The sequence below is a fragment of the Streptomyces sp. NPDC020747 genome, assembly GCF_044334695.1.
Taxonomy (GTDB): Bacteria; Actinomycetota; Actinomycetes; order Streptomycetales; family Streptomycetaceae; genus Streptomyces.
The window spans coordinates 389,256-411,722 of sequence record NZ_JBIRTJ010000003.1; the positions used below are offsets into that span (position 1 = coordinate 389,256).

A 22,467-nucleotide genomic window follows, 5' to 3' on the forward strand; every position below is an offset into this window, starting at 1 on the left:
ATGGGCACGCTGACACGGCCGGCCATCGCCTTCGTCAATCCCTCGGTCGGCTTCTCTGACCGCCGCAAGTCCAAGCCGATCGGGCTGGCCTACATCATGGCCTACCTGGAGAAATCCGGATTCCCCAGCTCGGGCTTCGACTTCGGGGACTCCGAGGACGACGCCGTCGAACTCGCCGCGCACTACGGCCTCGACCGCTTCGACGTCGTCGGATTCTCCGTCTACAACGAGTCGTTCCGTGCGGCGGTCGCCATGGCCGAGTGGATCAAGAACCGTAGACCGGAGTGCCTGATCGTCCTCGGCGGCCCGCACGCCACCGCCGTGCACGAGCACATCCTGCGCCGCTACCCCTGCGTCGACGTCGTGGTCCGGCGCGAGGGAGAGGAGGCCATGCTCGATCTCGTACGCGGCCTGGACGTCGGCGTGAAGGCGGATGGGGATGTGGATGGGGACATGGTTGGGGACGTGGGCGACCGGGCCGGGCTGACCGGGATCAAGGGCACCACATGGCGGGCGCCCGACGGGGCCGGCCTCCTGGTCAACGAGGACCGGGACCTCGTCCCCGACCTCGACCAGATCCCGTTCCCCGACGCCGAGTTCACCTCGCACTCCGGCTACCCCGACCTCACGTACTACGACGAGGTGCAGGGCCGGCTGAAGGCCGCGCTGACGATCTGCAGCAGCCGCAGTTGCCCGTACAACTGCTCGTTCTGCGGTGTGCTGACCATCGGCCGCAAGTACCGCTCGCGCGAGGCGGAGCGGGTCGTCGCCGAACTGCTCCACTTCCGGGAGCGGCACGGCGTCAACTACGAGCACGTGTACTTCAGCGACGCCAACTTCTTCGTCTCGCCGACCCGTGCCCTGGAGGTCGCCGAGGCGCTGTACGAGGCCGATCCGCAGGTCACCTTCAGCTTCGGCACCCGGGTCAACCAGATCCTCAAGGCCGCCGAGGTACTGCCCCGGCTCAAGGAGTGCGGGCTGCGGTTCATCGAGCTCGGCATCGAGTCCGCCTCGGAACCGGTCCTCGAACGGCTCGCCAAGCATGTGAAACCCGAGGTCAACGTCGCCGCCGTACGGCTGCTGCGGCGCCTCGGCATCGAGATCTCCCTCGACTTCATCATGCTGGACCCGGCCACCACCCTGCCCGACATCCGCGCCAACCTGGAGTTCCTGCGCGAGGCCGGCTTCTACGACTACGTGCCGCACGACCACCTCTACACCGCGCTCGTGCTCTACGAGGGCACGCCGATCCGCGACTTCTACGCCCGGCGGTTCGGCGTCGTCTTCGACCCGGACGATCTGCCCAGCCCTTTCACGCTCTTCGAACTGCCCGAGGTACAGCGGCTCAGCGACACGCTGCGGGCCTTCCGCAAGCGGTGGCAGGACCGGATCGACGGCGCCCTTGCACAGGGGGAGCTCGCGCTCGCGTCCATGGCCGACGGCTCGGATGACTCGTACGACTCGGGCCTGACCCGCGCTTCGCACGCCCGGCTGCAACTCGACGTCGTGTCGCTGCGGCACGCGCCCAACCTCTTCATGGAACGGCTCCTGGAGGACGCCGAAGCCGGATTCCCGCGGCTGGACGAGGACGGAGACGGGGAGAGGCTCGACGCGCTGCTGCCCCTGCTCGGCCACGACCACGTCCGTTTGCACGAACTGATCGAACGTACGGAGGCCGCGGCGCGGGAGGCGGGCTTCGCGCAGGCCCCAGGCGCCGGCGCCGTCGGCCCGCACGGGAGGGACCAGCGCATGGGAGAGACCGGGGCATGGAGTGCATGGGAGGCACCGACCACATGACCACAGCAGCAGTCGGCACAGGGTCCCCGATCCCCGAGCTGGGTCCGCCCGGTGTCCACGGGATCTGCTTCAGCTGCGACTCGATCAAGGACATGGACATCGCCGAGGAGACGGCGACCAGACTCGGCTCCACGGCCACCTGGTACAGCGTCGGTGTCCTCGCCACGGACCAGGAACTCGCCCTGCGGTGCGCGGAGTTCTGCCGTCGGCACGGGCTGCACGCGCTGTTCCACCCGCTGGACCTGGACGTGTGCGGCACCGACCCGCTCGACGACCGTCTGCTGCGCCTGCTCGGCGAGCGGGCCGACGAACTGGACTCGCCCTGGCTCAACATCGACCTCGCCATGTGGGTCCGTGAGGGGGAGACCCTGCTGGAGTCCCTGGTGCCCATGCCGCTCGTCGACGAGGCCGTCGACTGGGCGGTGGACCGGATCAAGCACGCCCAGGACGTCATCGGCCGCCCGCTGACCATCGAGAACGCGCCCTACCCGTTCGTGGTCGGCGACCGGGACGTCCTCACCCTGATGACGCGGATCGCGGAGCGGGCCGACTGCCTGATGACCATCGATGTCGGCCACCTCTACGGACTGCGGGTCCAGCGGGGCCTGCCACCGGTGCTGCCGAGCGACGACGACATCGCCTGGGACCGGGTCGTCGAGGCGCACATGAGCGGCACGTTCGTCCGCCGCTTCGAGGGCGGCGTACGTCTTGTCGACGACAAGCACGACTGGCCGGTCAGCGACGAGGTGTGGGAACTGGCCGACGCGCTGCTCCCCCGCGCTCCCCACCTGCGGTCGGTGATGGCCGAGGCGGAGGGAATGTCCGCCGACGAACTGACCGACGGCGTACGGCGCTTCGCCCGCCGGGCCGACCACTGGTGGAGTGCCTCATGACCGTCGATGCCATCTCTGGAGCCGTTCTCGACTACGTCCGGGTGACCGACACGACCTGGCGCGTTCTCAACGCGACCCCGAGGCGGCGGGCCGAACTGCTCGCCGAACTGCCTCCGGCCGAGCGTGCCGTCGTCGCCGAGGGCACCAGGGGACCGGGCTTCGACATGGAGCAGGCACGGCGCCGCAAGACCGTCGCCAACGTGCTGAACGTCAGCTTCCCGGTCACCTTCTTCGCGTACTACGGCCGGACCGGCGCGGAAGGCCTGCACACCTTCCTGGACAGCGAGTTCTGGCAGCGGCGGCCCGCCCAGCCCGGTTCCGTGTTCCCGCCCGCGGCCACCGCGTCAGCCGCCTTCGGCGGGTTCCTGCGGTCCACCGACTGGATCGCCCGGCAGGAGGACTGGGTCGGCGAGGCCTTCGCCTTCGAGGACGCCTACCTCTTCGGCCGGGCCACGGTCGACACGCGCCCGAGCCTCGGAGACTCCCCGGGCCGCCCTCGTCTGGTGCCCGGCGCCTGGACCGCCGAGGCCTCGTTCGACGTCCCCGAGTACGGCGGGCAGCTGCGCGAGCGGGGCACCGTGGATCCATGGACCGAGGCGTTGCTGCTGGTCAAACGCCGTCCCGCGCCCCTGGCCGTCCTCTCGGTCCCGGCCGGCGAACGCATCCGCCGGGTACGGCTCACGGGTGACACCGTCGCCGCGCTGCGCTGGCTGTGGGACGCCGACGTACCGGTGCCCGAGGACGTCACCGGGACGCCCACCTACGCCAAGGCGGTCGGCGCGGGACTGGTGGACGGGGCCGGATGAACCGTGTGGGCCGCGTGCGCCGCGGCTATCTGCTGGTCTCCGGTCTCGACTACTTCGCCGACATGCTCCTCACGGTCACATCGGTCCTGCTGCTGCAGTCGCTGGGCATGGGGTCGGGAGCGGTGTTCGCGCTGATCGCCGCGGTGTGGATCGTCGAAGGGGTCTCCGAGATCCCCACCGGCATCCTGGCCGACCTGCTCGGCCGGCGCGTCTCGGTCGCGATCAGTTTCGTCCTGCGGGCGGTCGGCTACAGCGCCCTGTTCTTCAGCGGCAGTGTGTACGTCGCCGCCGCCGGAGTCCTGCTCTCCGCGCTGGGCGGCACCTTCGCGTCCGGGGCCCTGGAGGCCTGGGCCGTGGACGAGACCGGGGCCAAGGACCCGCGCGGCCTGGACCGGCTCTTCGCCCAGGGAAGGATCGCCGAGAACGCAGGCCTGGTCCTCGGCACCCTGACCGGCGCCGCACTGGGCACGCTGGACCTGGCGCTGCCCCAGATCGTCGCGGGTCTGACCTGCGCACTGGCGGCCGTACTGTCCCTGCGGCTCATGACCGGGCACCCGGACCCGGACCGCTTCCCGGACCGCTTCCCGGATCCGGACGGCCCCCCGGCCCCGGGAAACCGGGAAGCCTTCGCGCCACGTCTCCGGGAGTCGTTCGGCGAGGTCATGACCGGGACCCGGCTCACCCTGCGCGGCGACAGGGTACTGATCGCCCTGATCGTCGCCGCCGCACTCCTGTGGCTGTTCCGGGGCATCCCCGGCGTTCAGTGGACGGTCGTGTACGAGGGACTCGTCGGCGGAAACCTGCTGGTGCTCGGCGCGATGCGCAGCGTCGGCTCCCTGCTGGAGATCCCGCTCCTCGGCTGGACCCTGAGCCTGCAGAAACGCCGGGCGTCCGCACGCCGTACGGTCATCGTCACGGCGTCCACGGCCGGCGCCCTCGCACTCGTCTGCGCAGCCGCCGCGAAGGAACCGGCTCTCTCGATCGTCTGCTATGTGTGCTTCTCCACGGCGTTCGGCCTGTGCATGCCCGGTGTGCGGGCGGCCATGAACGAACGGATCGACAGCGGACACCGCGCCACCGTCCTGTCCGTGGCCTCGCTGTTCAACAGCCTGTTCACCGGCGGCGGCCTGATCCTGACCGGACTCGCCGTCGGCGACCTCGGCAGCACCGCCCTGGCCTGGCCGCTCGCCGCCGCCGGATTCGGCGTCGCGGGCCTGTGGGTGGCGTCCCTGGCCGTACGCCCGGGGACGGCACCGCCCACCGGTCTGCCGCAGCCGACGACCTCAACGACCGAGCCGGCTGGGCCAGTTGGGCCGACCGGGCCGGCCGGGCCCCAGGAGGTGCCCGCGCCATGACCGCCGCCACACCAGCCACACCAGCCACACCTGCTGCATCTGCTGCATCTGCTGCACCTGAAGCCTCCGCCACATCCGCCGTATACGTCGAGGACCTGCTCGCCGATCTCCAGCTGGAGCGCGCCGGGCTTCCCGGCCGCGGCCCGGTACCGGCGGCCCGCCGCGCCCGGCAGGCCGCCGGTGAGCTGGCCGACCTGGGACTCTCCCGGTTCGTCGCCGAGCTCCTGGGCGGGACGGCACCCGTGCCCGCCCCCAGGGCCGTACTCGACCTGGAGGCGGACGAGGACGGCCGACGGGCCTCGTACGGGATCTGGTGCGCCGAGGCCCGTCAACTGACCGACGAGGTCTGGCGGTGGCTCGCCGAGCGGCGTCGCGTCGCCGGTGAACTCCCCTGGTGGTGCGGTGAGTCGGCGCTCCCGCTGCCCCACGACTCCGTACGGCGGCTCGCCGAGGTGAGTGCCCCGGTGCGGGACCTGTCGGACATCGCCGAGGCCTGGGCCCGCCCGGCCGGACTGCGCGGCAGCGCCACAGCCGAGTACAACTGGCGCTGGCTGCTGCTCGGCGAGGGCGTGCTCGGGCCGTCCCTCCCCGGCGGTGTGTCCAATGGTGTGCTGCCCCCGCTGAACGAGCTGATCACCCTGCTCGTCGGTCGGGCGCGAGGGCGCGGGCTGCTGCCGTCCGCCCACCGGGTGAAGGTGTTGCGGCGCCCGAACACCCCGTCCATGGTGATGCCCGTACGGCTGCCCGGTTCCTCGCTGCTGTCCCTGCCGACCGCGGTCACTCCGGTGACGGTCCAGTACCTGCAGCACGAGCTGGCCCATCTCGCCGAGCACGCGCTGCGTCCGGCCGACGCCCCGCTCGTCGAACGGTGGACGTTCGATCCGCTGCGGTCGGAGGGCTGGGCCCTGCTGCTGGAGCACCTGGCGGGATCGGCCCCGTCTCTCGCCCGGCTGGGGATCGACGAGGAGACCGCCGCGGTCCTCGCCCGTTTCTACGCCCAGGAGGAGCGCTTCAGCCGCGGCCTGATGGCGGCCGACCTGGCGCTCGACGCTGACCTCGCGGGCTGTCGTACGTCGGCCGAGGCACTGGACGCCGCGTCGGCCGTAGCCACCGGCACCGGACTGGCGTGGGCTCCGGAACTCCTCCTGCTGCGGCAGACCCGCGTCCTGCACTGGCGCTCCTACCTCGCGGGTTACGCCTGGCGGGACACCGTCCGCGCCGAACTCGCCTCCCGCTTCGGCGACGGCGACGGCGACGGCGACGGCCAAGGAGAAGGAGAAGGAGAAGGCGAGTGCGGCTGGGCAGACCGGGACGACGCCTGGGCGCTGCTCCGGAGTGCGCTGGCCCGGACCGGCCCGGCAGCAGGATCCGCCGCGGGATTCCTGGACGCGCTGAGGCTTCCCGAGCCGACCCCACCACAGGCCCCCGGCACCCACGCCGCACGCCCCGGCACCACCCCACGCCCCCGACCCCACGAGGAGGCTCGATGACGACGACCGAGGCTGCGAGCAAGACGGTGACCGAGGCAGCGAGCAAGACGGTGACCGGCGGCCCAGTGGCGACGGCGACCACCGGCCCCCCGGACGGGCTCCGGCTGCTCTGCCGTGACCCCCGTACCGCCGACGACCTGCCCTGGGGCGAGGCCCACGCCGTCTTCGACGCGGCGCCGGATCTCGCCGCGATCGTGTCCCGGCAGGACCTGGAGGACTGGCTGGACTGCGGCCTGCTCCACTACCCGGTGCTGAACGCGATGCGCGGCGGCACCCCCGTGCCGCCCGAGGCGCTGACCCGGGTCATGCACGTGTCCGGCGACCCCCGGGCGGGCTACGTGGACGGGGCGAAGGTCCGCTTCCAGCTGGCCGCCGGGGCCACCGTGGTCGTACAGAACCTGCACGAGTGGCACCGCCCCGCACAGCACCTGTGCCGTCGCCTGGCACAGCTGTTCTCGGCCAAAGCCGGAGCCGTGGCGTTCTGGACGCGGGCGGGGGAGGACGGCCTGCGCGTCCACCGCGACGACGGCCACCTGTTCGTCGTGCAGATCGCCGGGACCAAGCGCTGGTACCTGTACGACACCCCGCGCGACGCGGCCGACTGGAGCCCCGGATACGTCGAGGACCTGGAGAGCGCCCGGACCGTCGACCTGCGGCCCGGCCAGGTGCTGTACCTGCCCGAGGGCATCGCCCACCACACCCGCACCCTCGACACGGAGTCCGTGCACGTCACCGTCGCGATCAGGGAACCCCGGCTGCGGGACACGGCCGAACTGGCCGTACGCGCCTGCCTCGCGCGCATCCCGGACCACGCCACGCTCTCCGGGACCGATGCCGAGCGGGAGCGGACCGCCGACGAGCTGCTCACCCGCCTCGCCGAAGCGCTCGGACGCGTGGACCGGGCCGCCCTGGTCCGCGACCTGTCCCGCCGCGCGTCCGAGACCCGCGGCAGCCGCTGAGCCGCAGGGTTCGATCGATTCGAGCCACGTTCCGCATGGACACAGCAACCCACAGTCGGTGCCCACGCCCTTGACAGTCTTCTTACCTAACTTCCCTGTTCATGACGGGAATCCAAGGAAACCAAGCAGCCCAGGGTCCGAAACACAAGCGGAACGTGACGCGCCGCAAGGTCGTCGTGGCAGGTGGCGCGGCGGTCGCCGCGGTGGGCGTGGGCGGCACGATCGCCGCGACCGCGAACGCCGGCCAGACGAAGAAGGGCGCCTCGCCGACCGCCTCCTCCACCTCCTCGGAGACGTGTTACAAGCTCACGTCGGAGACCACCGAGGGCCCGTACTACATCGACGCGGACAAGCTCCGCCAGGACATCACCGAGGACCGGGAGGGCATCGCGCTGACCCTCCGCCTCAAGGTGATCGACAACGAGACCTGCAAGCCGATCAGAAACGCCGCCGTCGACATCTGGCACTGTGACGCGCTGGGCCTGTACTCCGGCTACGAGGACCTCTCCTCCGGTGGCGGCGGTGGCGGCACCCCGCCCAGCGGAACGCCGACCGACGTTCCGTCCGGCACGCCGACCGGCTCCCCGCCCGCGGGCGGCGGCGGTGGCGGCCACGAGGAGCCGACCGACGACAAGCGCTATCTGCGCGGCACGTGGAAGACGGACAAGCAGGGTTTCGTCACCTTCAAGACGATCTTCCCGGGCTGGTACCGGGGCCGCTGCGTCCACATCCACACCAAGGTGCACGTCAGCGGCACCTGGACGGACGCCGGCTACGAGGGCGGGAACACCTGCCACACCGGCCAGTTCTTCTTCGACGAGGAGTCCGTCCTCGCCTCGGCGGAGGTCGAGCCGTACTCCACGAGCACCACCGAGCGGACCACGCTCACCGAGGACACCATCTACGACCAGTCCGGCACGGCCGGCGGTCTCCTCAAGCTCAAGTACAAGAAGAACGGCATCGCGAAGGGCGTACTCGGCACCATCACGATGGGCGTCGACCCGGACGCGACCCACACGGGCACGGACGACGCGGTGCAGCCGGGCGCGTCGGCGACCACGTCGGCCTCGGCCTCGGCGAGCTGATGGCAGGGCGGGCCCGGAGGAGTGGGACCCCGGGCCCGCCGCCCTCGCCGCACACGCTAGTTCATATACATGATTGCAAGTCCAACCCATTGACCCGGAAGTTTCGCCTCCGCTACGTTCCCCAGGTTCCCGCGTACGTGATCGCGGTTCACGTACATGTGCGACCTAGGGGAGACAACGATGTCAGAAGTCGTGATACCCGACGCCGAGCGCCGGGCGGTCAGCAAGTTCCTGCGCCGCATGCTGCCCATCCTGGTCCTGATGCTGCTGGTCAATCAGATGGACCGGACGAATGTCGGCTTCGTCCAGGACGAGCTGAGGGCCGACGTCGGGGTGAGCGCCACCGCGTACGGTCTCGGCGCGGGCCTGTTCTTCATCGGCTACGCCCTGTTCGAGGTGCCGAGCAACATGCTCCTGGAGCGGTTCGGCGCCCGGGTCTGGCTGACCCGGATCATGATCACCTGGGGTGCGGTGATCGTGGCGATGTGCTTCATCCACAACGTGACGATGTTCTACGCGCTCCGTTTCCTGCTCGGGGTCGCGGAGGCCGGCTTCTTCCCCGGCGTGCTCCTCTACTTCACGCAGTGGCTGCCGGACTCCAGCCGTGGGCGGGCGAGCGCGATCTTCCTGGGCGGCTCGGCGACGGCGTACATCGTGACGGGGCCGATCACCGGTGCGCTGCTGGAGCTGCACGGGGCGGGCGGATTCGCCGGCTGGCGCTGGATGTTCGCGCTCGAAGGCGCCTTCTCGATCGTCGTCGGGATCGTCGCCGGTTTCTTCCTGGTCTCCCGTATCGAGGACGCCCGCTGGCTCACGCGCGAGGAGAAGGACGCGCTGAGCGCGGCGGTGGCCCGTGACGAGGAGGTCCGCAGCCGGGCGCCGAAGGTGTCGCGGATCAGGCTGATCCTCCACCCGCAGGTCGCCGTGCTGACCTCCGTCTTCTTCGCGATGGCCCTCACGGGCTACGCGATCACGTTCTGGCTGCCGAGTCTGGTGGACGACATCGGCGGACTCTCGCCCTTCCAGGTGGGGCTGCTGTCGGCGATCCCGTGGATCTGTGCCGTGATCGCGATGTACTCGATGGCCCACTTCACCGACCGGGCCCGGGACCGGCGCCCGTACCTTGCCGCCGCCCTGGTCCTGTCGGCCACGGGTACGTTCCTGGCGACCCTGGGTTCCCCCTGGTTCGGGCTCGCCGCCATCACGCTCGCCGCGGTCGGCGGGAAGTGCGCGGCCACCCTGTTCTGGCCGATGGCGCAGTCGGGCCTCGACCTCAAGATCGCGGCGCCGGGTCTGGCCGTGGTCAACTCCATCGGAAACCTCGGCGGTTTCGTCTCCCCCACCCTCTTCGGCTACCTCAAGGACTCGACCGGCAGCACGAACGGCGGCCTCTACACGCTGTCGGCGGCGTCCATCCTCGCGGTGATCGGGGTGGCACTGATCCGCAGGAACGGCGCGGGTACGGAGACCGGTTCGGGCTCGGGTCCGGGCTCTGACTCGGATTCTGACTCGGATTCTGACTCGGGCTCCGGTTCGGGTGGGACCGGCCTGGTGAAGGGGCAGGTGGCGACGGGCGAGGCACGCTGAGATCCGTTCGGTCATGTCGGCGGTCATGGATCGGCGATTCGTGGGCAAACGTCATCAGGTGGCGCACAGGCTTCTCGTCGGAGACGCACAGCGGCGGGGAGTCTCATGGGACATGCGGGATGAAATGCTCCCGCAGGAGACCGGCAGCGCCGGAGGAGACCACCGGAGGACATCATGGGACTCGCCGTGCCGCTCGCACTGCTGCTGATCGTCGGGGCGGTGACCGCGGTCGTCGTGCAGCGGCGGTCGAAGGGCGCGGGCGCCATGTCCGACCTGGACGCGGAGGCCGAGGCCAACCGCTGGGTGGTCCGGCTGGGCGGCAGCCTGTCCGCCTTCACCGCCGGGGCCCGCGCCGACCGGACCGCGGCCCGCGAACTGTCGGCCGCCGCCGAACGCCACCGCACGGCCCGCCATCAACTGGCCACCGCCCACACCCCCGCCGAGTACGCGGTGGTGACACGCACGGCCCTGGAGGGCATGCACCACATCCGCGCGGCCCGCAGGGCGCTGGGCCTCACCGCGCCCCCGGGCCAGTCACCTGCGGAACTGCCGTCCCGGGACCGACGCCGACGCGAAAGAGATCACGTCCGGACGTGACGAGATTCCTTGGCTGCCGTGAAGCAGACCTACGGCTGCTGGGCACGGTCACCTCCCAGGCACCCCTCGTCCCGGTGCTCACGCCGTCCGAGCCAGCTCGCACCACACGAACTTGCCGTTGGTGTGCGGCAGTTGGGCGGCGGCGCCCAGGGAGTACCAGCCCCACTTGTCCGTGCACTCCTCCACGAGGGTGAGGCCGCGGCCCGATTCGAGAGCCGGGTTCGGCGTGGCCGCCAGGTCTGTGGGCGCGGGAGGTCTGGGATCCGTGTCCCATGCGCCGAAACGGAGAACCGGCGCCACCCAGCGAAGCCTTATGGCCGCGGGGCCCTTCGTGTGCTGTACGGCGTTGGTCACGAGCTCCGTCGCGACCAGCTCGGCCATCTCCGTGAGGTGCGGCAGGCCGTGGAGGGCGAGGGCCAGGCGGAGCGTGCGGCGACAGATCGTGACGGCCCGGGGGTCGTTGGGCAGGGAGAGGGTGTACTGCCACGGTTCGCCGCCGAGGGGTTCCTCGGGCGGGGACGCGGACGCGGATGCGGGCATGCCGAACTCCTGGTCAGGGAGGGAGGGTTACGGGGAGAGGGAGGGCTGCGGTTGTCGGGCGGTGGCTGTGTCGCTCCCGTCGTGGCATGGCGGGGCGGTGCGCTTCCGGGGCCCCGGAGTTCCGCAGTGTGTGCGTCGCGTCACCGACGGTAGGGCCAAATGTTTCGCCCAGGCAAGTCGTTCGCGTAACCTGACACCCGATCGGGGGCGCTCAACCCCGTCTGAGGACCGTGTTGTTCAGGAAGTGGGGGCAGCGTGCCCGCGAGGATTCAGCCGACCGCTCGCCAAGTTCGCCTTGGCGCTGAGCTGCGGAAACTGCGGGAGGCGGCGGGACTGACGTCCCGGCAGGCAGCCGCGTTGCTGGGGACGAACCCGGCTCAGATGAGTCAGATCGAAGCAGGCAACGCGGGAGTCAGCGGAGAGCGGGTGCGCAAGCTCGGGGTGCAGTACGACTGCGCCGACACCGAGTTGATCGGCGCCCTGGTGGAGATGGCGACAGACCGTACGCGTGGGTGGTGGGAGGAGTATCGAGGTGTACTGCCCGCCGTCTTCCAGGACTTGGCAGAGCTGGAACACCACGCCGCCTTCATGCGGGTGGTCGGTACCGTCCACGTGCCCGGACTGCTTCAGACCGAGGAGTACGCGCGGGCGGTGTTCGCGTACGTGGTGCCGGAACTCCCCGAGAATGAGGTGGAGTTGCGTGTGCAGCACCGGATGCGTCGCCGACAGATCCTCTCAGGAGTCCCTTACGAAGCGGTGCTCCACGAGTCCGTACTGCGTACGCGCGTTGCCGATCGCCGGGGTGCCCGTGCTCAACTCGACGAGTTGCTCAGCCAGTCGGAGCGGTCGAACGTGAGTGTGCGGGTGATCCCGTTCGACGCCGATGGGTTTGCCGGGGCGGGCGCGATGATGCTCTACGCCGGTGGGCGGGTACCGGCGTTGGACACCGTGCAGCGGGACGCCCCGTACGGCTCGATGTTCCTGGACGCTTCCGCTCGACTGCTGGCCATGCGAACGCTCTTCCGTAGGGTGGAGTCGGCAGCCCTGACGCCTGCCCAGTCCCGGGACTACATCAGCCGACTGACGAAGGAGCTGTGAGACGTGATCCAGTGGCAGAAGTCCTCGTTCTCCGGTGGTGGAGACGGCAACGAGTGCGTCGAACTCGCCCCCGGTGAAAGCTCGTTGCTCCTCCGCGAAAGCGATGAACCCGCCCGAATACTCCCCGTCAGCCCCACCGGTCTCGCCGCCCTCCTGCACCACCTCCGGGCGAACCGCCCCTGACCGTGCACGACGACGAGGAGTTCACGTACGCCCTGGAAGCCGTCCTGCGAGACCTCCGCGCGCAGTGTTCCGTACAGCCGGACATCCGCAAGGACGGCGACGAGCCGAACCGGGTCATGCTCCACGCCCCCGACGGCTCCGGCCAGGGCGTGCGGCCGAGCGTCTCGGCGAGGTCGAGGCAGACGTAAACGCTCACGGCGAGGCCGCTGATCGTGCCACGTGCGCGACATGCCGGTCGGCGGGCCCGGCACCGGATCAGGTCTCGTACAGGCCGTCCCAGGGTGGGCCGAAGCCCAGTCGGTCCGGGTAGAGCTCGGCCCAGGGCTCTCCTTCGTCCTCGCCGGTCAGCATGGCGAACAGCACGCCGTCGACGGTGAGTCGGAACGGGCGGATCGCGATGTCCGTGTAGCGGCGCCGGGGGAGGCTCCTGAGGAGTTTGGCCAGGTGGGCCTGGGCCCGGGCGAGCGCTGAGTCCGGGGCGTACTGACCCTGCGGGGCGCGCTGCTGGTCGGCCCAGGTGCCGGCGCACCAGATGTCCGAGTCCCGGTAACGGCCCTCGGCGTCGAAGGTGTGGAGCACCGCGTAGAGACGCTTGTGCTCTTCCCAGCCGTCGTCGGGCCGGTACCCCTCGGGGAACGCGTACGTGATCGACCCCAGGAACTGCCCCTCCGCGTAGTGACCGATGGCCTCGGTGCGGTGGCGCGGCTCGTAGGCGATCGGGATGACCTCGGGGACTGCCATGGCGAAACCATACGGATGAAACGTGGACATGCCACAGGCGGGGCCACCGTAACAGTCCTCGGAGTCAGCCCGGAGTCCGCCCGGGGTCGGACCGGACTCCGGCGGGACTCCGGTCCGACGCCGGGCGGATGTGAGGTGTGTTCGAGATGTTCGCCTTGTTCGACTTGTTTCCGGCGGTCGTGCCTCACGATCGCGCCGAGGCAGATCGGCGGCCTCACGGCAACACAACCGTCGGCGACTCGCCCCGGGAGACCGTCCGTACGCGACCCCGTCCGCCTTGGCGTGGCTTGGCGCGTGCCCGGTTTCCGATTCGCTTTCGCGCAGGAACCCATTGGAGTTTCGCGTGTCGGCTGATGTGTTGATCGTACGAGGAAGTCCTTCAGTCGTTGCGTCTGCGACCCGATGTTTGCAGGGGAAGCTCGAACTCGCTTCCGGTGCTCTCGCACACCTGTACATTCGGATCAAAGGAGCAATGCATGAGTCCTGTACTCAGGGCCAAGTCCTCTCTGAGCCCGCTTGCCGCTCGTGGCGCGTGGCTGACCGGCGGGGCTGTCGCCTCCCTCGCTCTCGTGTTCGCCGGCGTCGCGACCCCCGCATCGGCCTCGGTCACACCGGCCGCCGACAGCGTCGTCGCCGACCCGTCGAACGACGACTGCAAGAAGGAGAACGGGCACCACGACTACCCCGTCGAGGGGAAGGCTCAGACCCCCGACGGCGCGCGCCACGACAAGTGCGAGGACAAGGACAAGGACCGCGACCGGGACAAGTGCTCGGACATCGACTCGATCATGAACCCCCTGCGGGGCATGGAGCTCAGCGCGGTGCTGACTGACGGAAAGGCGTACGCCGGAGTGCGGGACCAGTCCCCGTTCGGCGAGTACGAGTGGGACGAGATCAGTGACGAGGACAACTTCCCCAAGAACGCCTGCTCCATCACCATCAGCGTCTCGACCGCCGGAAACGACGCCTGGATCAAGGTGCTGACCACGAAGGGCCGCGTCTACGAGACGCACGGCAACAGGGACAACGAGGAGTTCATCTGGGACGAGGAGTGGGAGCGGCTGACCACGCCGAACGACCACGTCGACGTCACGAACACCACGCGTGAGAAGGGCGACCTGGCGACCCCGGTCGACCCGAACAGCGTTCCGCAGGGTTCCTGACACCTGCCTGGTTCGCCGCGCGCGCAGGGCTACAGCCGGGCGCGCGCGGCACCCCGGCACTCCGGCACCTCGATCCGGCCTCCGGCCCCTGGAACAGCAGTACCACCCGCGGTTCCGATGTCGAAGGCGCCGGGGACCTGGCTGCGTACGCCGAGCAGGGTGTCCCGCCTGACGAAGTAGAGCGGGTGCGTCGAGCCGCCGTCCCCGGCCCGCCCGCGCGTTCAAGTACGTATCCAGGTCCAGGTACGCATCCGGCTACCGCTCAGCGGGACTGGAACCGGTAGCCGAAGCCGCGGACGGTCTGGATGTAGCGCGGCTGTCCCGCGGGCTCGCCCATCTTGGTGCGCAGCCGCTTGACGCACGCGTCCACGAGCCGGGAGTCGCCGTGGTAGCTGTGCTCCCAGACCGCCTCCAGCAGCTGCTGCCGGGAGAACACCTGGCCGGGCGAGGCGGAGAGGGTCAGCAGGAGCCGCAGTTCGGAAGGGGCGAGGGCGACCGGCGCACCCCGCCGGGTGATGGCCAACCCGGCCCGGTCTATGGTCAGTTCGCCGTCGTCGCCGTGGGTCTCGATCTTCGGTATGCCGTCGGGGTTCGGCGTGCCGCCGACCCGGCGCAGGACCGCGCGGATACGGGCTTCGAGCACGCGGGCCTGCACCGGCTTGACGACGTAGTCGTCCGCCCCGGCCTCAAGGCCGACCACGATGTCCGTGTCGTCGCCCCGGGCGGTCGCCATGACGATCGGCACCTGGTCCTCGGTACGGATCCGGCGGCACACCTCAAGTCCGCTGAGGCCGGGCAGCATCAGGTCGAGCACGACGACGTCCGGCCGGAAGGTCCGCAGCAGGGCCAGTCCCTCCTCGCCGGTTCCGGCGGTGGTGACGTCGTGCCCCTGGCGGCGCAGTGCGAGCCGGACGCCCTCCCGTACGGCGCGGTCGTCTTCGATCAGCAGGACGCGTGGCATGTGCTCAGTATCCGTACGGCTCAGGGCGGTTGAGGCAGGTCCGGGAGTCGTTGGGGGAACTGTTACGGGACGATCACATTGGCCGGACGAGTGATCGACCGTTATTGACTCGTTATCGTATGAGTGATATCCCATCACATGCCGTACTCACTCTTGATGACCATGAACACGACTGCTCGTCGCGCGAAGCCGTCCTCGACCCGGGGGGCCTCCGCCTCCCGACCGTCCCGGCGTCGTCGCACAGGCTCCGCGGCATCCGGTGCGCCGGGGGGCTCCGGCAGGCGTTCGGGCAGGCGCGGCCGGAAGGGCAAGGGTCCGTTACTCGGCGGCCTGGCGGCGCTGGTCGCATTTGTGATCGCCGCCGCCGTGGCCGTGAACTGGACGGGGTCCTCGTCCTCCGACGCCGCCGACGGATCCGTCTCCGCCTCGCCGTCCGGCCGGGCGACGGACCGGACACCGGAACCGAGCGGCGGGAAGGAGTCCGGCGCGGCGAGTGAGAAGCCTGGTGGGAAGGGCGGTGGGAAGGCCGACACAGAGCCGTCCGACAAGGGCACCCCCTCCTCTTCCTCGTCCTCCTCCGCGACGCCCAAGATCCCTGCCTCGGGTCCGGGCACGTTCACCACCGCCGGCGGCGGGAGCGGGACCGTCGGAAAGGGCGGCCGGGTCCTGAGCTACCAGGTCGTCGTCGAGGACGGCCTCACGCAGTCGGCCACCGACGTCGCCAAGCAGGTGGAGGGCATACTCGCCGACCCGCGCGGCTGGACGGCCGACGGCAGGTCGGGGTTCAAGCGCGTCTCCGGCGGCACGTCCGACTTCGTCGTACGGCTCGCCACGCCGGGAACGGTGGACACCATCTGCGGCAGGTACGGCCTGAACACGGGCGGTGAGGTCAACTGCAACGTGGGCAAGGACGTCGTCGTCAACCTCAAGCGGTGGCTGCTGGCGACCCCGGTCTACGCCGCCGACGTGGACGCCTACCGCGCGCTGATCATCAACCACGAGGTCGGCCACTTCCTCGGCCACGGCCATGTGACCTGCCCCGGAGCGGGCAAGCCGGCCCCGGCGATGATGCAGCAGATCAAGGGGATGCTCGGCTGCGAGCCCAACGTCTGGCCGTACGACGCCAAGGGGCAGCTCGTCACGGGCCCGGCTGTGCCCTGACGGCCGAAGAAACTCACGGCAACCTTTCCGGTCCCCGCGACCACAGATGAGTCGGAACCCCTTTCACAGGGGCTCCACACAACGCACGTGCCCCACAAGAACCACGTAAGGACTCATCCGTGGCATCCCCCTCCCACCGCAGGTCCCTCCGTAAGCGGCGCACCGCGCTCTTCTCCGCCGCTGCCGTGGCGGCCGCGGGTCTCGGCGCCGTCCCCTTCGTGATGAACGCGAACGCGGGTGCCGTCGACCTGGCGCACCAGGCCCTGCCCGCCAAGGACGGCTGGGCGGCGTCCGGTTCGGGCACGACCGGCGGTTCGAAGGCCGACTCCGCGCACACCTTCACCGTCGGCACCCGCGCCCAGCTGGTGAAGGCGCTCGGCTCGGCGACCGACTCCACGCCGAGGATCATCAAGGTCAAGGGCACGATCGACGCCAACACCGACGACGCGGGCAAGAAGCTGACCTGCGCGGACTACGCCTCCGGCACGGGCTATTCACTGTCCGCGTACCTGAAGGCGTTCGACCCGGCCACGTACGGCAAGAAGGCGCCCGCGGGCACGCAGGAGAAGGCCCGCGCGGCCGCCCAGACCAAGCAGAAGAAGAACATCGTCTTCCGGGTCCCGGCCAACACCACCGTCGTGGGCGTCCCGGGGACCAAGGCCGGGATCACCGGCGGCAGTCTGCAGGTGCAGGACGTCGACAACGTCATCATCCGCAACCTCTCGCTCACCGCCACCGAGGACTGCTTCCCGCAGTGGGATCCGACGGACGGTTCCTCGGGCGAGTGGAACTCCAACTACGACTCGGTGTCGCTGCGCGGGGCGACCCATGTCTGGGCGGACCACAACACGTTCAGCGACGCGCCGTTCTTCGACAAGTCGGAGCAGACGTACTTCGGCCGCAAGTACCAGATCCACGACGGCGCTCTCGACATCACCAACGGCTCGGACCTGGTGACCGTCGAGCGCAACCAGTTCACCGACCACGACAAGACGATGCTGATCGGCAGCAGCGACACCGACAGCGTCGGCAAGCTGCGCGTCTCCATCCACCACAACGTGTGGAAGGGCATCACCCAGCGCGCCCCGCTGGCCCGCATCGGCCAGATCCACCTCTACAACAACGTCTACGACACGACGACCCTCAACGGTTACGCCCCCAAGTACAGCCTCGACTCCCGCGCCAAGGCCCAGGTCGTCGCCGAGCACAACAACTGGACCATCCCGTCCGGCGCGAAGGTCGCGGCACTCCTGAGCGGCGACGGCACGGGCTCGGTCGCCGGCACCGGCAACCTCGTCAACGGCAAGTCCACGGACCTCGTCGCCGCGTACAACTCGGCGAACTCGAAGAAGCTGAAGACGACGGTCAACTGGAAGCCGACCCTGACGGCAGGCCTCCAGACCTCGGCGAGCGGCCTGCCGGCGGAGCTGCTGGGTTCGACGGGTGCGGGGGTTCTTTCCTGACCCCGCCCCACTGAAGGCATGTGAGCGGCCCGGGACTTGACGTCCCGGGCCACTTTCATACGCGGCCGAGGCGTACGCAGCGGAGGAGGTGGGAGAAGGACGTGGGAGTGGTGACGAGATGTATGGAGGGCTCGTCGCTCTCGCGGAGGTGGATGGTGCCGGGGATCGAGGCGAGTTCGACGCAGTTGTTGCCATCGCCGCCGCCGGAGAACGACGACTTCTGCCAGTTCTGGGGCGTGGTCATGGTGTCAATCCCCTGGTTGCGTAGAGACGTTGGTTATGCGGCCCGGTCTTCCTGGTCGGTCCGGGAGATGCGAACAACCGCCCTATGGGTCACTGGAAGTGGTGATCTGTCGAGGGTGTGCGTTCGTGTGTGTGGTGGTCGTACTACGGTCCGATGTCATGAAGCTGGTGGTGCAGGTGAAGCTGTTGCCGTCGCCGGAGCAGGCGGCGGCGCTGTTGGCGACCCTGCGTGCCTGCAACCGGGCCGCCGACCATGTCTCGCAGGTTGCGTTCGCGTCGGGTGTGAAGGATCGCAACGGCCTGCAGAAGCTGGTCTACGCGGATATCAAGGCCGCGTTCGGGCTGTCGGCGCAGCCCGCGGTGCGGGTGGTGAAGAAGGTCGTCGACGCTTACGGCGCGCTCGCGGCCAGCCTGAAAGCCGGGAGGCTGGGCGGTCCGGGGTCCAAGCGGTACCGCAGCGCCGTCGGTTCGCCGGTCGGTTTCCGGCCGGAGGCCGCGCAGCCGTTCGACGACCGGTGCCTGTCCTGGCAGACGGACGCGCGCACGGTGTCGATCTGGACGGTGGACGGGCGGATGCGGGGCATTCGCTACACCGGCTCGCCGGACCAGCTCAAGACCCTGGCCGAGTACCGCAGGGGCGAGAGTGACCTGGTCCGGCGGGGCGGGAAGTGGTTTCTGATCGCGACGTGCGACCTGCCCGATCCGGAGGTGTACGAGCCGGTCGACTGGATCGGTGTGGACCGGGGCATCGTCAACCTCGCCACCACCAGCGACGGCAGCAATTACCAGGGCCGCCGTCTGAACCGTTACCGGCGCTGGCAGGCCCGCAAACGTGCCGAACTCCAGGCCAGGCGCACCCGTTCGGCAACCCGCCGTCTGGGTGCTCGTGCGAAGAAGGAGCAGCGTCATGCCACGGATGTGAACCATCGGATCAGCAAGGAGATCGTGTCCGTCGCCAAACGCACCGGTCGTGGGATCGCCGTCGAGCAGCTCGACGGGATCCGCGAGCGGGTACGGCTTCGCCGCGACCAGCGGGCCACGCTCTCCTCCTGGCCGTTCCACCAGCTCGGACAGCATCTCGCCTACAAGGCCCGCCGGGCCGGGGTGCCGTTCCTGGAAGTGGATCCGGCCTACACCTCGCAGCGCTGCCCGCGCTGCGGGCACACCGAGCGGGCCAACCGGTCCACACGGGACCATTTTTCCTGTCGTTGGTGCGGCCTCGCTGGGCCCGCCGATGTCGTCGCCGGGGTCAACGTGCGCAACCGCGCACGCTCGGCGTGGGTGTTCGTCACCACACCCGTCCCCGCACCGGCCTGAACCCGGCCGGACCGTGGGGAGATGCGACCCGTGACCGTCCCGTCGTAGGGGGCAGTCGGGAGCGCGACAAGGTGTGAACGACCGAGTGCACAAGCTCGGCCGTTCACGGCCGAGAAGGTGACCGAGTCGTGCCTGGCCGACCCCCAGGCGCAGCAGATCTGGAGGGACCTGATGACGGCGATCAACTACTTCTTCCGGCACGAGGTTGCCGAGAAGGTGCGGGAAGAGGGCAGGGAGGAAGGCAGGCTTGAATACCGAGCCGAGATGCCCCTGAACATTCTTGAGTGGCGGGGCATCGAGGTTCCGGATTCGGTGCGCGAGCGTGTGTGCGCCTGCAAGGACCTGGAGCAGCTCGAACTCTGGGCGCGGCGGGCGGTGCACGCGACCGAGGCGGGGCAGCTCTTCGAGGAGGGCTGACGCCGACCTCGGCATTGGTGGTCGGCGCTCGCAGGCCTTGTCAGGGCAGGGTGAGGATGCGGGGGCCGGAGTCGGTGATGGCGATGGTGTGTTCGATGTGGGCGGCCTGGCTGCCGTCGATCGTGCGCAGGGTCCAGCCGTCGGGGTCGGTGCGGTAGTCGTTGTGTCCGCCGGCCATGAGCATGGGCTCGATGGCGAGGGCGAGGCCGTGGCGCAGGGGGAAGCCGCGGCCGGGGCGGCCGTGGTTGGGGACGTGGGGGTCCTCGTGCATCTGGCGGCCGATGCCGTGGCCGCCGAAGTCGGCCGGCATGCCGCAGGCGGCCTTGCGGGCGACCGTGCTGATGGCGTGGGAGATGTCGCCGATGCGGTGGCCGACGGTGGCGGCGGCGATGCCGGCGTCGAGGGCCTGCTGGGTGGCGGCGATGAGTTCGAGGTCGGCGGGGCGAGGGGTGCCGACGGTGAAGCTGATCGCGGCGTCGCCGGTCCAGCCGTCGAGTTCGGCTCCGCAGTCGATGCTGACCAGGTCGCCGTCGCGCAGGCGGTAGTCGCCGGGGATGCCGTGCGAGACGGCGTCGTTCACGGAGGCGCAGAGCACGGCGGGGAAGGGGACCGGGGCGAAGGAGGGCTGGTAGCCCAGGAACGGAGAGCTCGCCCCGGCCTCGGCGAGCACGGTGCGGGCGGCTTCGTCGAGCTCGCGCAGGCGAACTCCCACAGCCGCCGCCGCGCGGGCGGCCGCGAGTGCGTGGGCCACGACGCGCCCCGCTTCCCGCATCGCCTCCAGTGCCTTGTCCGACTTGATCTCCACCATGTCCCGTGACTCCCTGCCGTGCGACGCCATGCGCCGCTGCCCAGTACTTCCCAATACTTATACCGGTATTAGTATCACGGTCTCGTGCGGGAACGCCCGGGCCCGTCCCGTCGTTCTTGTCTTTGAGTCGGGCTGCCGCCGCGCGTGGTGGTACGACCCGAACCCGGCTACCCAACCCGGCTACCGATCCCGAGTGCCATGTCCCGTTCCCGAGCAGTTTCCCGAGCACTCTCCGGCGCACTCACGGGTGCTGTCGTCGTGCTGCTCATGGGGTGCTCCAGCGAGACCGTGCCGACGGGGACCTCGGCCAAGCCTCCACGGGACACCCCGACGTCGGCCACTGCTACGACGGCTCCCGCGACCCCGGCTCCCACGGCCCCGGCTCCCGCCACCCCGTCCTCCGCGAGCCCGTCACCTCCGGAGAGCGACACCCGGACCCGGGCCGCCCGGCTCGCCATCCCGGCGATCGGGCTCAAGGACCTGCGCGTGGTCCCGTACGAGGGGACGACCGACGACTGGCCGGGCACCCGGATCCAGAACGGCGGCGCCGGGGCCAGCCCGTACGGGAGCCGTGGCGGGGTCGGGCCCGGTGAGGTCGGCAACTACCTCGTCACGGCCCACCGTCTCTCCGCCGGCGGCCCGCTGCGCGACCTCCCGTCCCTCGACGAGGGCGACTCGGTCGTCGTCACGTCCGGCGGCACGGTGTACGAGTACGAGATCACCGGCACCAGGGAGACCTCCTTCCGCTCCGAGCGCTCGCTCGCCGAACAGCGGGCGGCGGTACCGGGCTTCCCGGGCCGGAGCCCCACCCGGGCCATGATCACCATCTCCACGTGCGCGACACCCGAGGACAACGCGGCCGGGAACCTCTGGCGCGACGACCGGGGCAATCCCGAACACCGCATCGACAAGATCGGCGTACTGACCGAGCGGGGCGGCGGGACGCCGTAGCCTCCTCGGGACACTGAAGTCCCCGTCAAGGTGGTCGGCCCGGAACCGACCGCGTACGGAGGTGAATGTGAGGGAGCACAGCCCCTTCACGGGGGAGGAGTTGCGGCACATCCGCGATGCGGGGCGGCGGCGGGACTGGGAGCGCGGGGAGCCGCTGATGCACGAGGGGTCCCCGCCGGACAACGTCGTCCTGATCGAGGACGGCCTCGTGAAGATCACGACGGAGACTCCGAACGGCTACACCAGCGTGCTCGCCATCCGCGGTCCCGGCGAACTGCTGGGGGAACTGTCCTGCGTCGACGGCGGTCTGCGGTCGGCCACCGCCACCGCGCTCCGGAACGGCCGGGGAGTGGTCGTGACGGCCGAGCGGTTCCGGCAACTGCTGGCACAGCGGGGGCCGTTGGCCCTCGCGGTGCTGCGCAGCGTCGCCGGGCGGCTGCGCCAGTCCGACCGGCAGCGCGGCGAGTACGGCGCCTATCCGGCCGGAACACGCATCGCCCGGGTGCTCGCGGACCTCGCGATACGCCACGGCGAGCCCGTGCCAGGCCCAGGTCCGGGTCCAGGCCCAGGTCCGTCCGGCGCCGGCGCCGATGCCGGATCCGTCTCCGGACCCGTCTCCGTCTCCGTACGGATCACCCAGAGGGAACTGGCGGGCGCTGCCGGTACCTCGCGCGAGTCCGTGGCCCGCACCGTGCGCGCCCTGCAGCAGGACGGACTGGTCAGCGTCGGCCGGGGGCGCGTGGTGATGCGGGATGCGCGGGCGCTGCTGAGGTGGCGAGGCGAGTGAAGATCCGGTAACGGCGTGGGCGAAGTGGCCGCGGGCGCCTCAGGAGAGCCGACAGAGTGTCAACT

General features: G+C 70.2%; 23 protein-coding genes and 1 pseudogene. 19 read left to right on the top strand and 5 right to left on the bottom strand.

The window, feature by feature from the left end; all coding sequences use genetic code 11:
* The 9 genes from ACH4YP_RS10920 (at nt 1) to ACH4YP_RS10960 (ending at nt 10,569) form a co-directional block, all read left to right on the top strand.
* Nucleotides 1–1,797: a B12-binding domain-containing radical SAM protein gene (locus tag ACH4YP_RS10920; protein ID WP_398490281.1), complete on the top strand. Its 1,797-nt coding sequence runs from the start codon at nt 1–3 to the stop codon at nt 1,795–1,797.
* Nucleotides 1,794–2,690 (top strand): DUF692 family multinuclear iron-containing protein, encoded by an 897-nt coding sequence (locus ACH4YP_RS10925; RefSeq protein ID WP_361057668.1) that lies wholly within the window; start codon nt 1,794–1,796, stop codon nt 2,688–2,690. Before ACH4YP_RS10920 ends, ACH4YP_RS10925 begins: the two co-directional genes overlap by 4 nt.
* On the top strand, nt 2,687–3,496 hold the full coding sequence (locus ACH4YP_RS10930; protein WP_361057670.1) for a hypothetical protein: 810 nt from the start codon (nt 2,687–2,689) through the stop codon (nt 3,494–3,496). The genes ACH4YP_RS10925 and ACH4YP_RS10930 overlap by 4 nt, the downstream gene beginning before the upstream one ends.
* Nucleotides 3,493–4,851 (top strand): MFS transporter, encoded by a 1,359-nt coding sequence (locus ACH4YP_RS10935; RefSeq protein ID WP_361057672.1) that lies wholly within the window; start codon nt 3,493–3,495, stop codon nt 4,849–4,851. Before ACH4YP_RS10930 ends, ACH4YP_RS10935 begins: the two co-directional genes overlap by 4 nt.
* Complete coding sequence (locus tag ACH4YP_RS10940; protein ID WP_361057674.1) at nt 4,848–6,341, top strand: hypothetical protein; 1,494 nt, start codon at nt 4,848–4,850, stop codon at nt 6,339–6,341. The genes ACH4YP_RS10935 and ACH4YP_RS10940 overlap by 4 nt, the downstream gene beginning before the upstream one ends.
* The gene (locus tag ACH4YP_RS10945; protein WP_361057676.1) at nt 6,338–7,300 is read left to right on the top strand and encodes a JmjC domain-containing protein; all 963 of its coding nucleotides are present in this window, start codon (nt 6,338–6,340) and stop codon (nt 7,298–7,300) included. Before ACH4YP_RS10940 ends, ACH4YP_RS10945 begins: the two co-directional genes overlap by 4 nt.
* Nucleotides 7,301–7,401: 101 nt before the next feature.
* Entirely contained in the window at nt 7,402–8,385 is a 984-nt protein-coding gene (locus tag ACH4YP_RS10950) for an intradiol ring-cleavage dioxygenase (protein WP_361057678.1), read from the top strand.
* A gap of 180 nt (nt 8,386–8,565) precedes the next feature.
* Entirely contained in the window at nt 8,566–9,972 is a 1,407-nt protein-coding gene (locus tag ACH4YP_RS10955) for an MFS transporter (protein ID WP_361057680.1), read from the top strand.
* 174 nt (nt 9,973–10,146) lie between these two features.
* Nucleotides 10,147–10,569: a hypothetical protein gene (locus ACH4YP_RS10960; RefSeq protein WP_361057682.1), complete on the top strand. Its 423-nt coding sequence runs from the start codon at nt 10,147–10,149 to the stop codon at nt 10,567–10,569.
* Nucleotides 10,570–10,647: 78 nt separating this feature from the next.
* Here the strand turns inward: ACH4YP_RS10960 and ACH4YP_RS10965 are convergent, their stop codons facing one another.
* Nucleotides 10,648–11,109, bottom strand: coding sequence for an ATP-binding protein (locus tag ACH4YP_RS10965; protein ID WP_361057684.1), 462 nt, complete (start codon nt 11,107–11,109; stop codon nt 10,648–10,650).
* 255 nt (nt 11,110–11,364) lie between these two features.
* Between ACH4YP_RS10965 and ACH4YP_RS10970 the strand changes: the two genes are divergently transcribed.
* Genes ACH4YP_RS10970 through ACH4YP_RS10980 form a run of 3 tightly spaced genes read left to right on the top strand, consistent with a single transcriptional unit; the run spans nt 11,365 to nt 12,578 of the window.
* Nucleotides 11,365–12,207, top strand: coding sequence for a helix-turn-helix transcriptional regulator (locus tag ACH4YP_RS10970; protein WP_361057686.1), 843 nt, complete (start codon nt 11,365–11,367; stop codon nt 12,205–12,207).
* 3 nt (nt 12,208–12,210) lie between these two features.
* A complete protein-coding gene (locus ACH4YP_RS10975; RefSeq protein WP_361057688.1) occupies nt 12,211–12,390 on the top strand; it encodes a DUF397 domain-containing protein in 180 nt (59 codons plus the stop codon).
* A 2-nt stretch (nt 12,391–12,392) separates the two neighbouring features.
* Complete coding sequence (locus ACH4YP_RS10980; protein WP_398490287.1) at nt 12,393–12,578, top strand: hypothetical protein; 186 nt, start codon at nt 12,393–12,395, stop codon at nt 12,576–12,578.
* Between the two features lie 67 nt (nt 12,579–12,645).
* Here the strand turns inward: ACH4YP_RS10980 and ACH4YP_RS10985 are convergent, their stop codons facing one another.
* Nucleotides 12,646–13,131, bottom strand: coding sequence for a hypothetical protein (locus ACH4YP_RS10985; protein WP_361057692.1), 486 nt, complete (start codon nt 13,129–13,131; stop codon nt 12,646–12,648).
* 476 nt (nt 13,132–13,607) lie between these two features.
* On the opposite strand from ACH4YP_RS10985, the gene ACH4YP_RS10990 reads away from it, so the two are divergent.
* Nucleotides 13,608–14,294 (top strand): hypothetical protein, encoded by a 687-nt coding sequence (locus ACH4YP_RS10990; RefSeq protein WP_361057694.1) that lies wholly within the window; start codon nt 13,608–13,610, stop codon nt 14,292–14,294.
* A gap of 262 nt (nt 14,295–14,556) precedes the next feature.
* On the opposite strand, the gene ACH4YP_RS10995 is transcribed toward ACH4YP_RS10990, so the two are convergent.
* Nucleotides 14,557–15,255, bottom strand: a complete 699-nt coding sequence (locus ACH4YP_RS10995; RefSeq protein WP_361057696.1) for a response regulator transcription factor — start codon at nt 15,253–15,255, stop codon at nt 14,557–14,559.
* Nucleotides 15,256–15,606: 351 nt separating this feature from the next.
* On the opposite strand from ACH4YP_RS10995, the gene ACH4YP_RS11000 reads away from it, so the two are divergent.
* Complete coding sequence (locus tag ACH4YP_RS11000; RefSeq protein ID WP_398490290.1) at nt 15,607–16,416, top strand: DUF3152 domain-containing protein; 810 nt, start codon at nt 15,607–15,609, stop codon at nt 16,414–16,416.
* Between the two features lie 119 nt (nt 16,417–16,535).
* Nucleotides 16,536–17,879: a polysaccharide lyase family 1 protein gene (locus ACH4YP_RS11005; RefSeq protein WP_398490292.1), complete on the top strand. Its 1,344-nt coding sequence runs from the start codon at nt 16,536–16,538 to the stop codon at nt 17,877–17,879.
* 55 nt (nt 17,880–17,934) lie between these two features.
* Here the strand turns inward: ACH4YP_RS11005 and ACH4YP_RS11010 are convergent, their stop codons facing one another.
* Entirely contained in the window at nt 17,935–18,123 is a 189-nt protein-coding gene (locus ACH4YP_RS11010) for a DUF397 domain-containing protein (protein ID WP_361057700.1), read from the bottom strand.
* Between the two features lie 158 nt (nt 18,124–18,281).
* On the opposite strand from ACH4YP_RS11010, the gene ACH4YP_RS11015 reads away from it, so the two are divergent.
* Both ACH4YP_RS11015 and ACH4YP_RS11020 read left to right on the top strand, forming a co-directional pair.
* Nucleotides 18,282–19,439, top strand: a complete 1,158-nt coding sequence (locus ACH4YP_RS11015; protein WP_361057702.1) for a transposase — start codon at nt 18,282–18,284, stop codon at nt 19,437–19,439.
* Nucleotides 19,440–19,562: 123 nt separating this feature from the next.
* A pseudogene (locus ACH4YP_RS11020) lies at nt 19,563–19,856 on the top strand (hypothetical protein); the annotation flags it as partial.
* Between the two features lie 40 nt (nt 19,857–19,896).
* Here ACH4YP_RS11020 and map read toward each other — a convergent pair.
* The gene (gene map, locus ACH4YP_RS11025) at nt 19,897–20,664 is read right to left on the bottom strand and encodes a type I methionyl aminopeptidase (RefSeq protein ID WP_361057704.1); all 768 of its coding nucleotides are present in this window, start codon (nt 20,662–20,664) and stop codon (nt 19,897–19,899) included.
* A gap of 198 nt (nt 20,665–20,862) precedes the next feature.
* Here map and ACH4YP_RS11030 point away from each other — a divergent pair, with 198 nt between their 5' ends.
* Both ACH4YP_RS11030 and ACH4YP_RS11035 read left to right on the top strand, forming a co-directional pair.
* The gene (locus ACH4YP_RS11030) at nt 20,863–21,615 is read left to right on the top strand and encodes a class E sortase (protein WP_361057706.1); all 753 of its coding nucleotides are present in this window, start codon (nt 20,863–20,865) and stop codon (nt 21,613–21,615) included.
* Between the two features lie 67 nt (nt 21,616–21,682).
* Nucleotides 21,683–22,402 carry a Crp/Fnr family transcriptional regulator gene (locus ACH4YP_RS11035; RefSeq protein ID WP_361057708.1) on the top strand — a complete coding sequence of 240 codons (720 nt, stop codon included), beginning with the start codon at nt 21,683–21,685 and terminating at the stop codon, nt 22,400–22,402.
* Nucleotides 22,403–22,467: the final 65 nt, after the last annotated feature.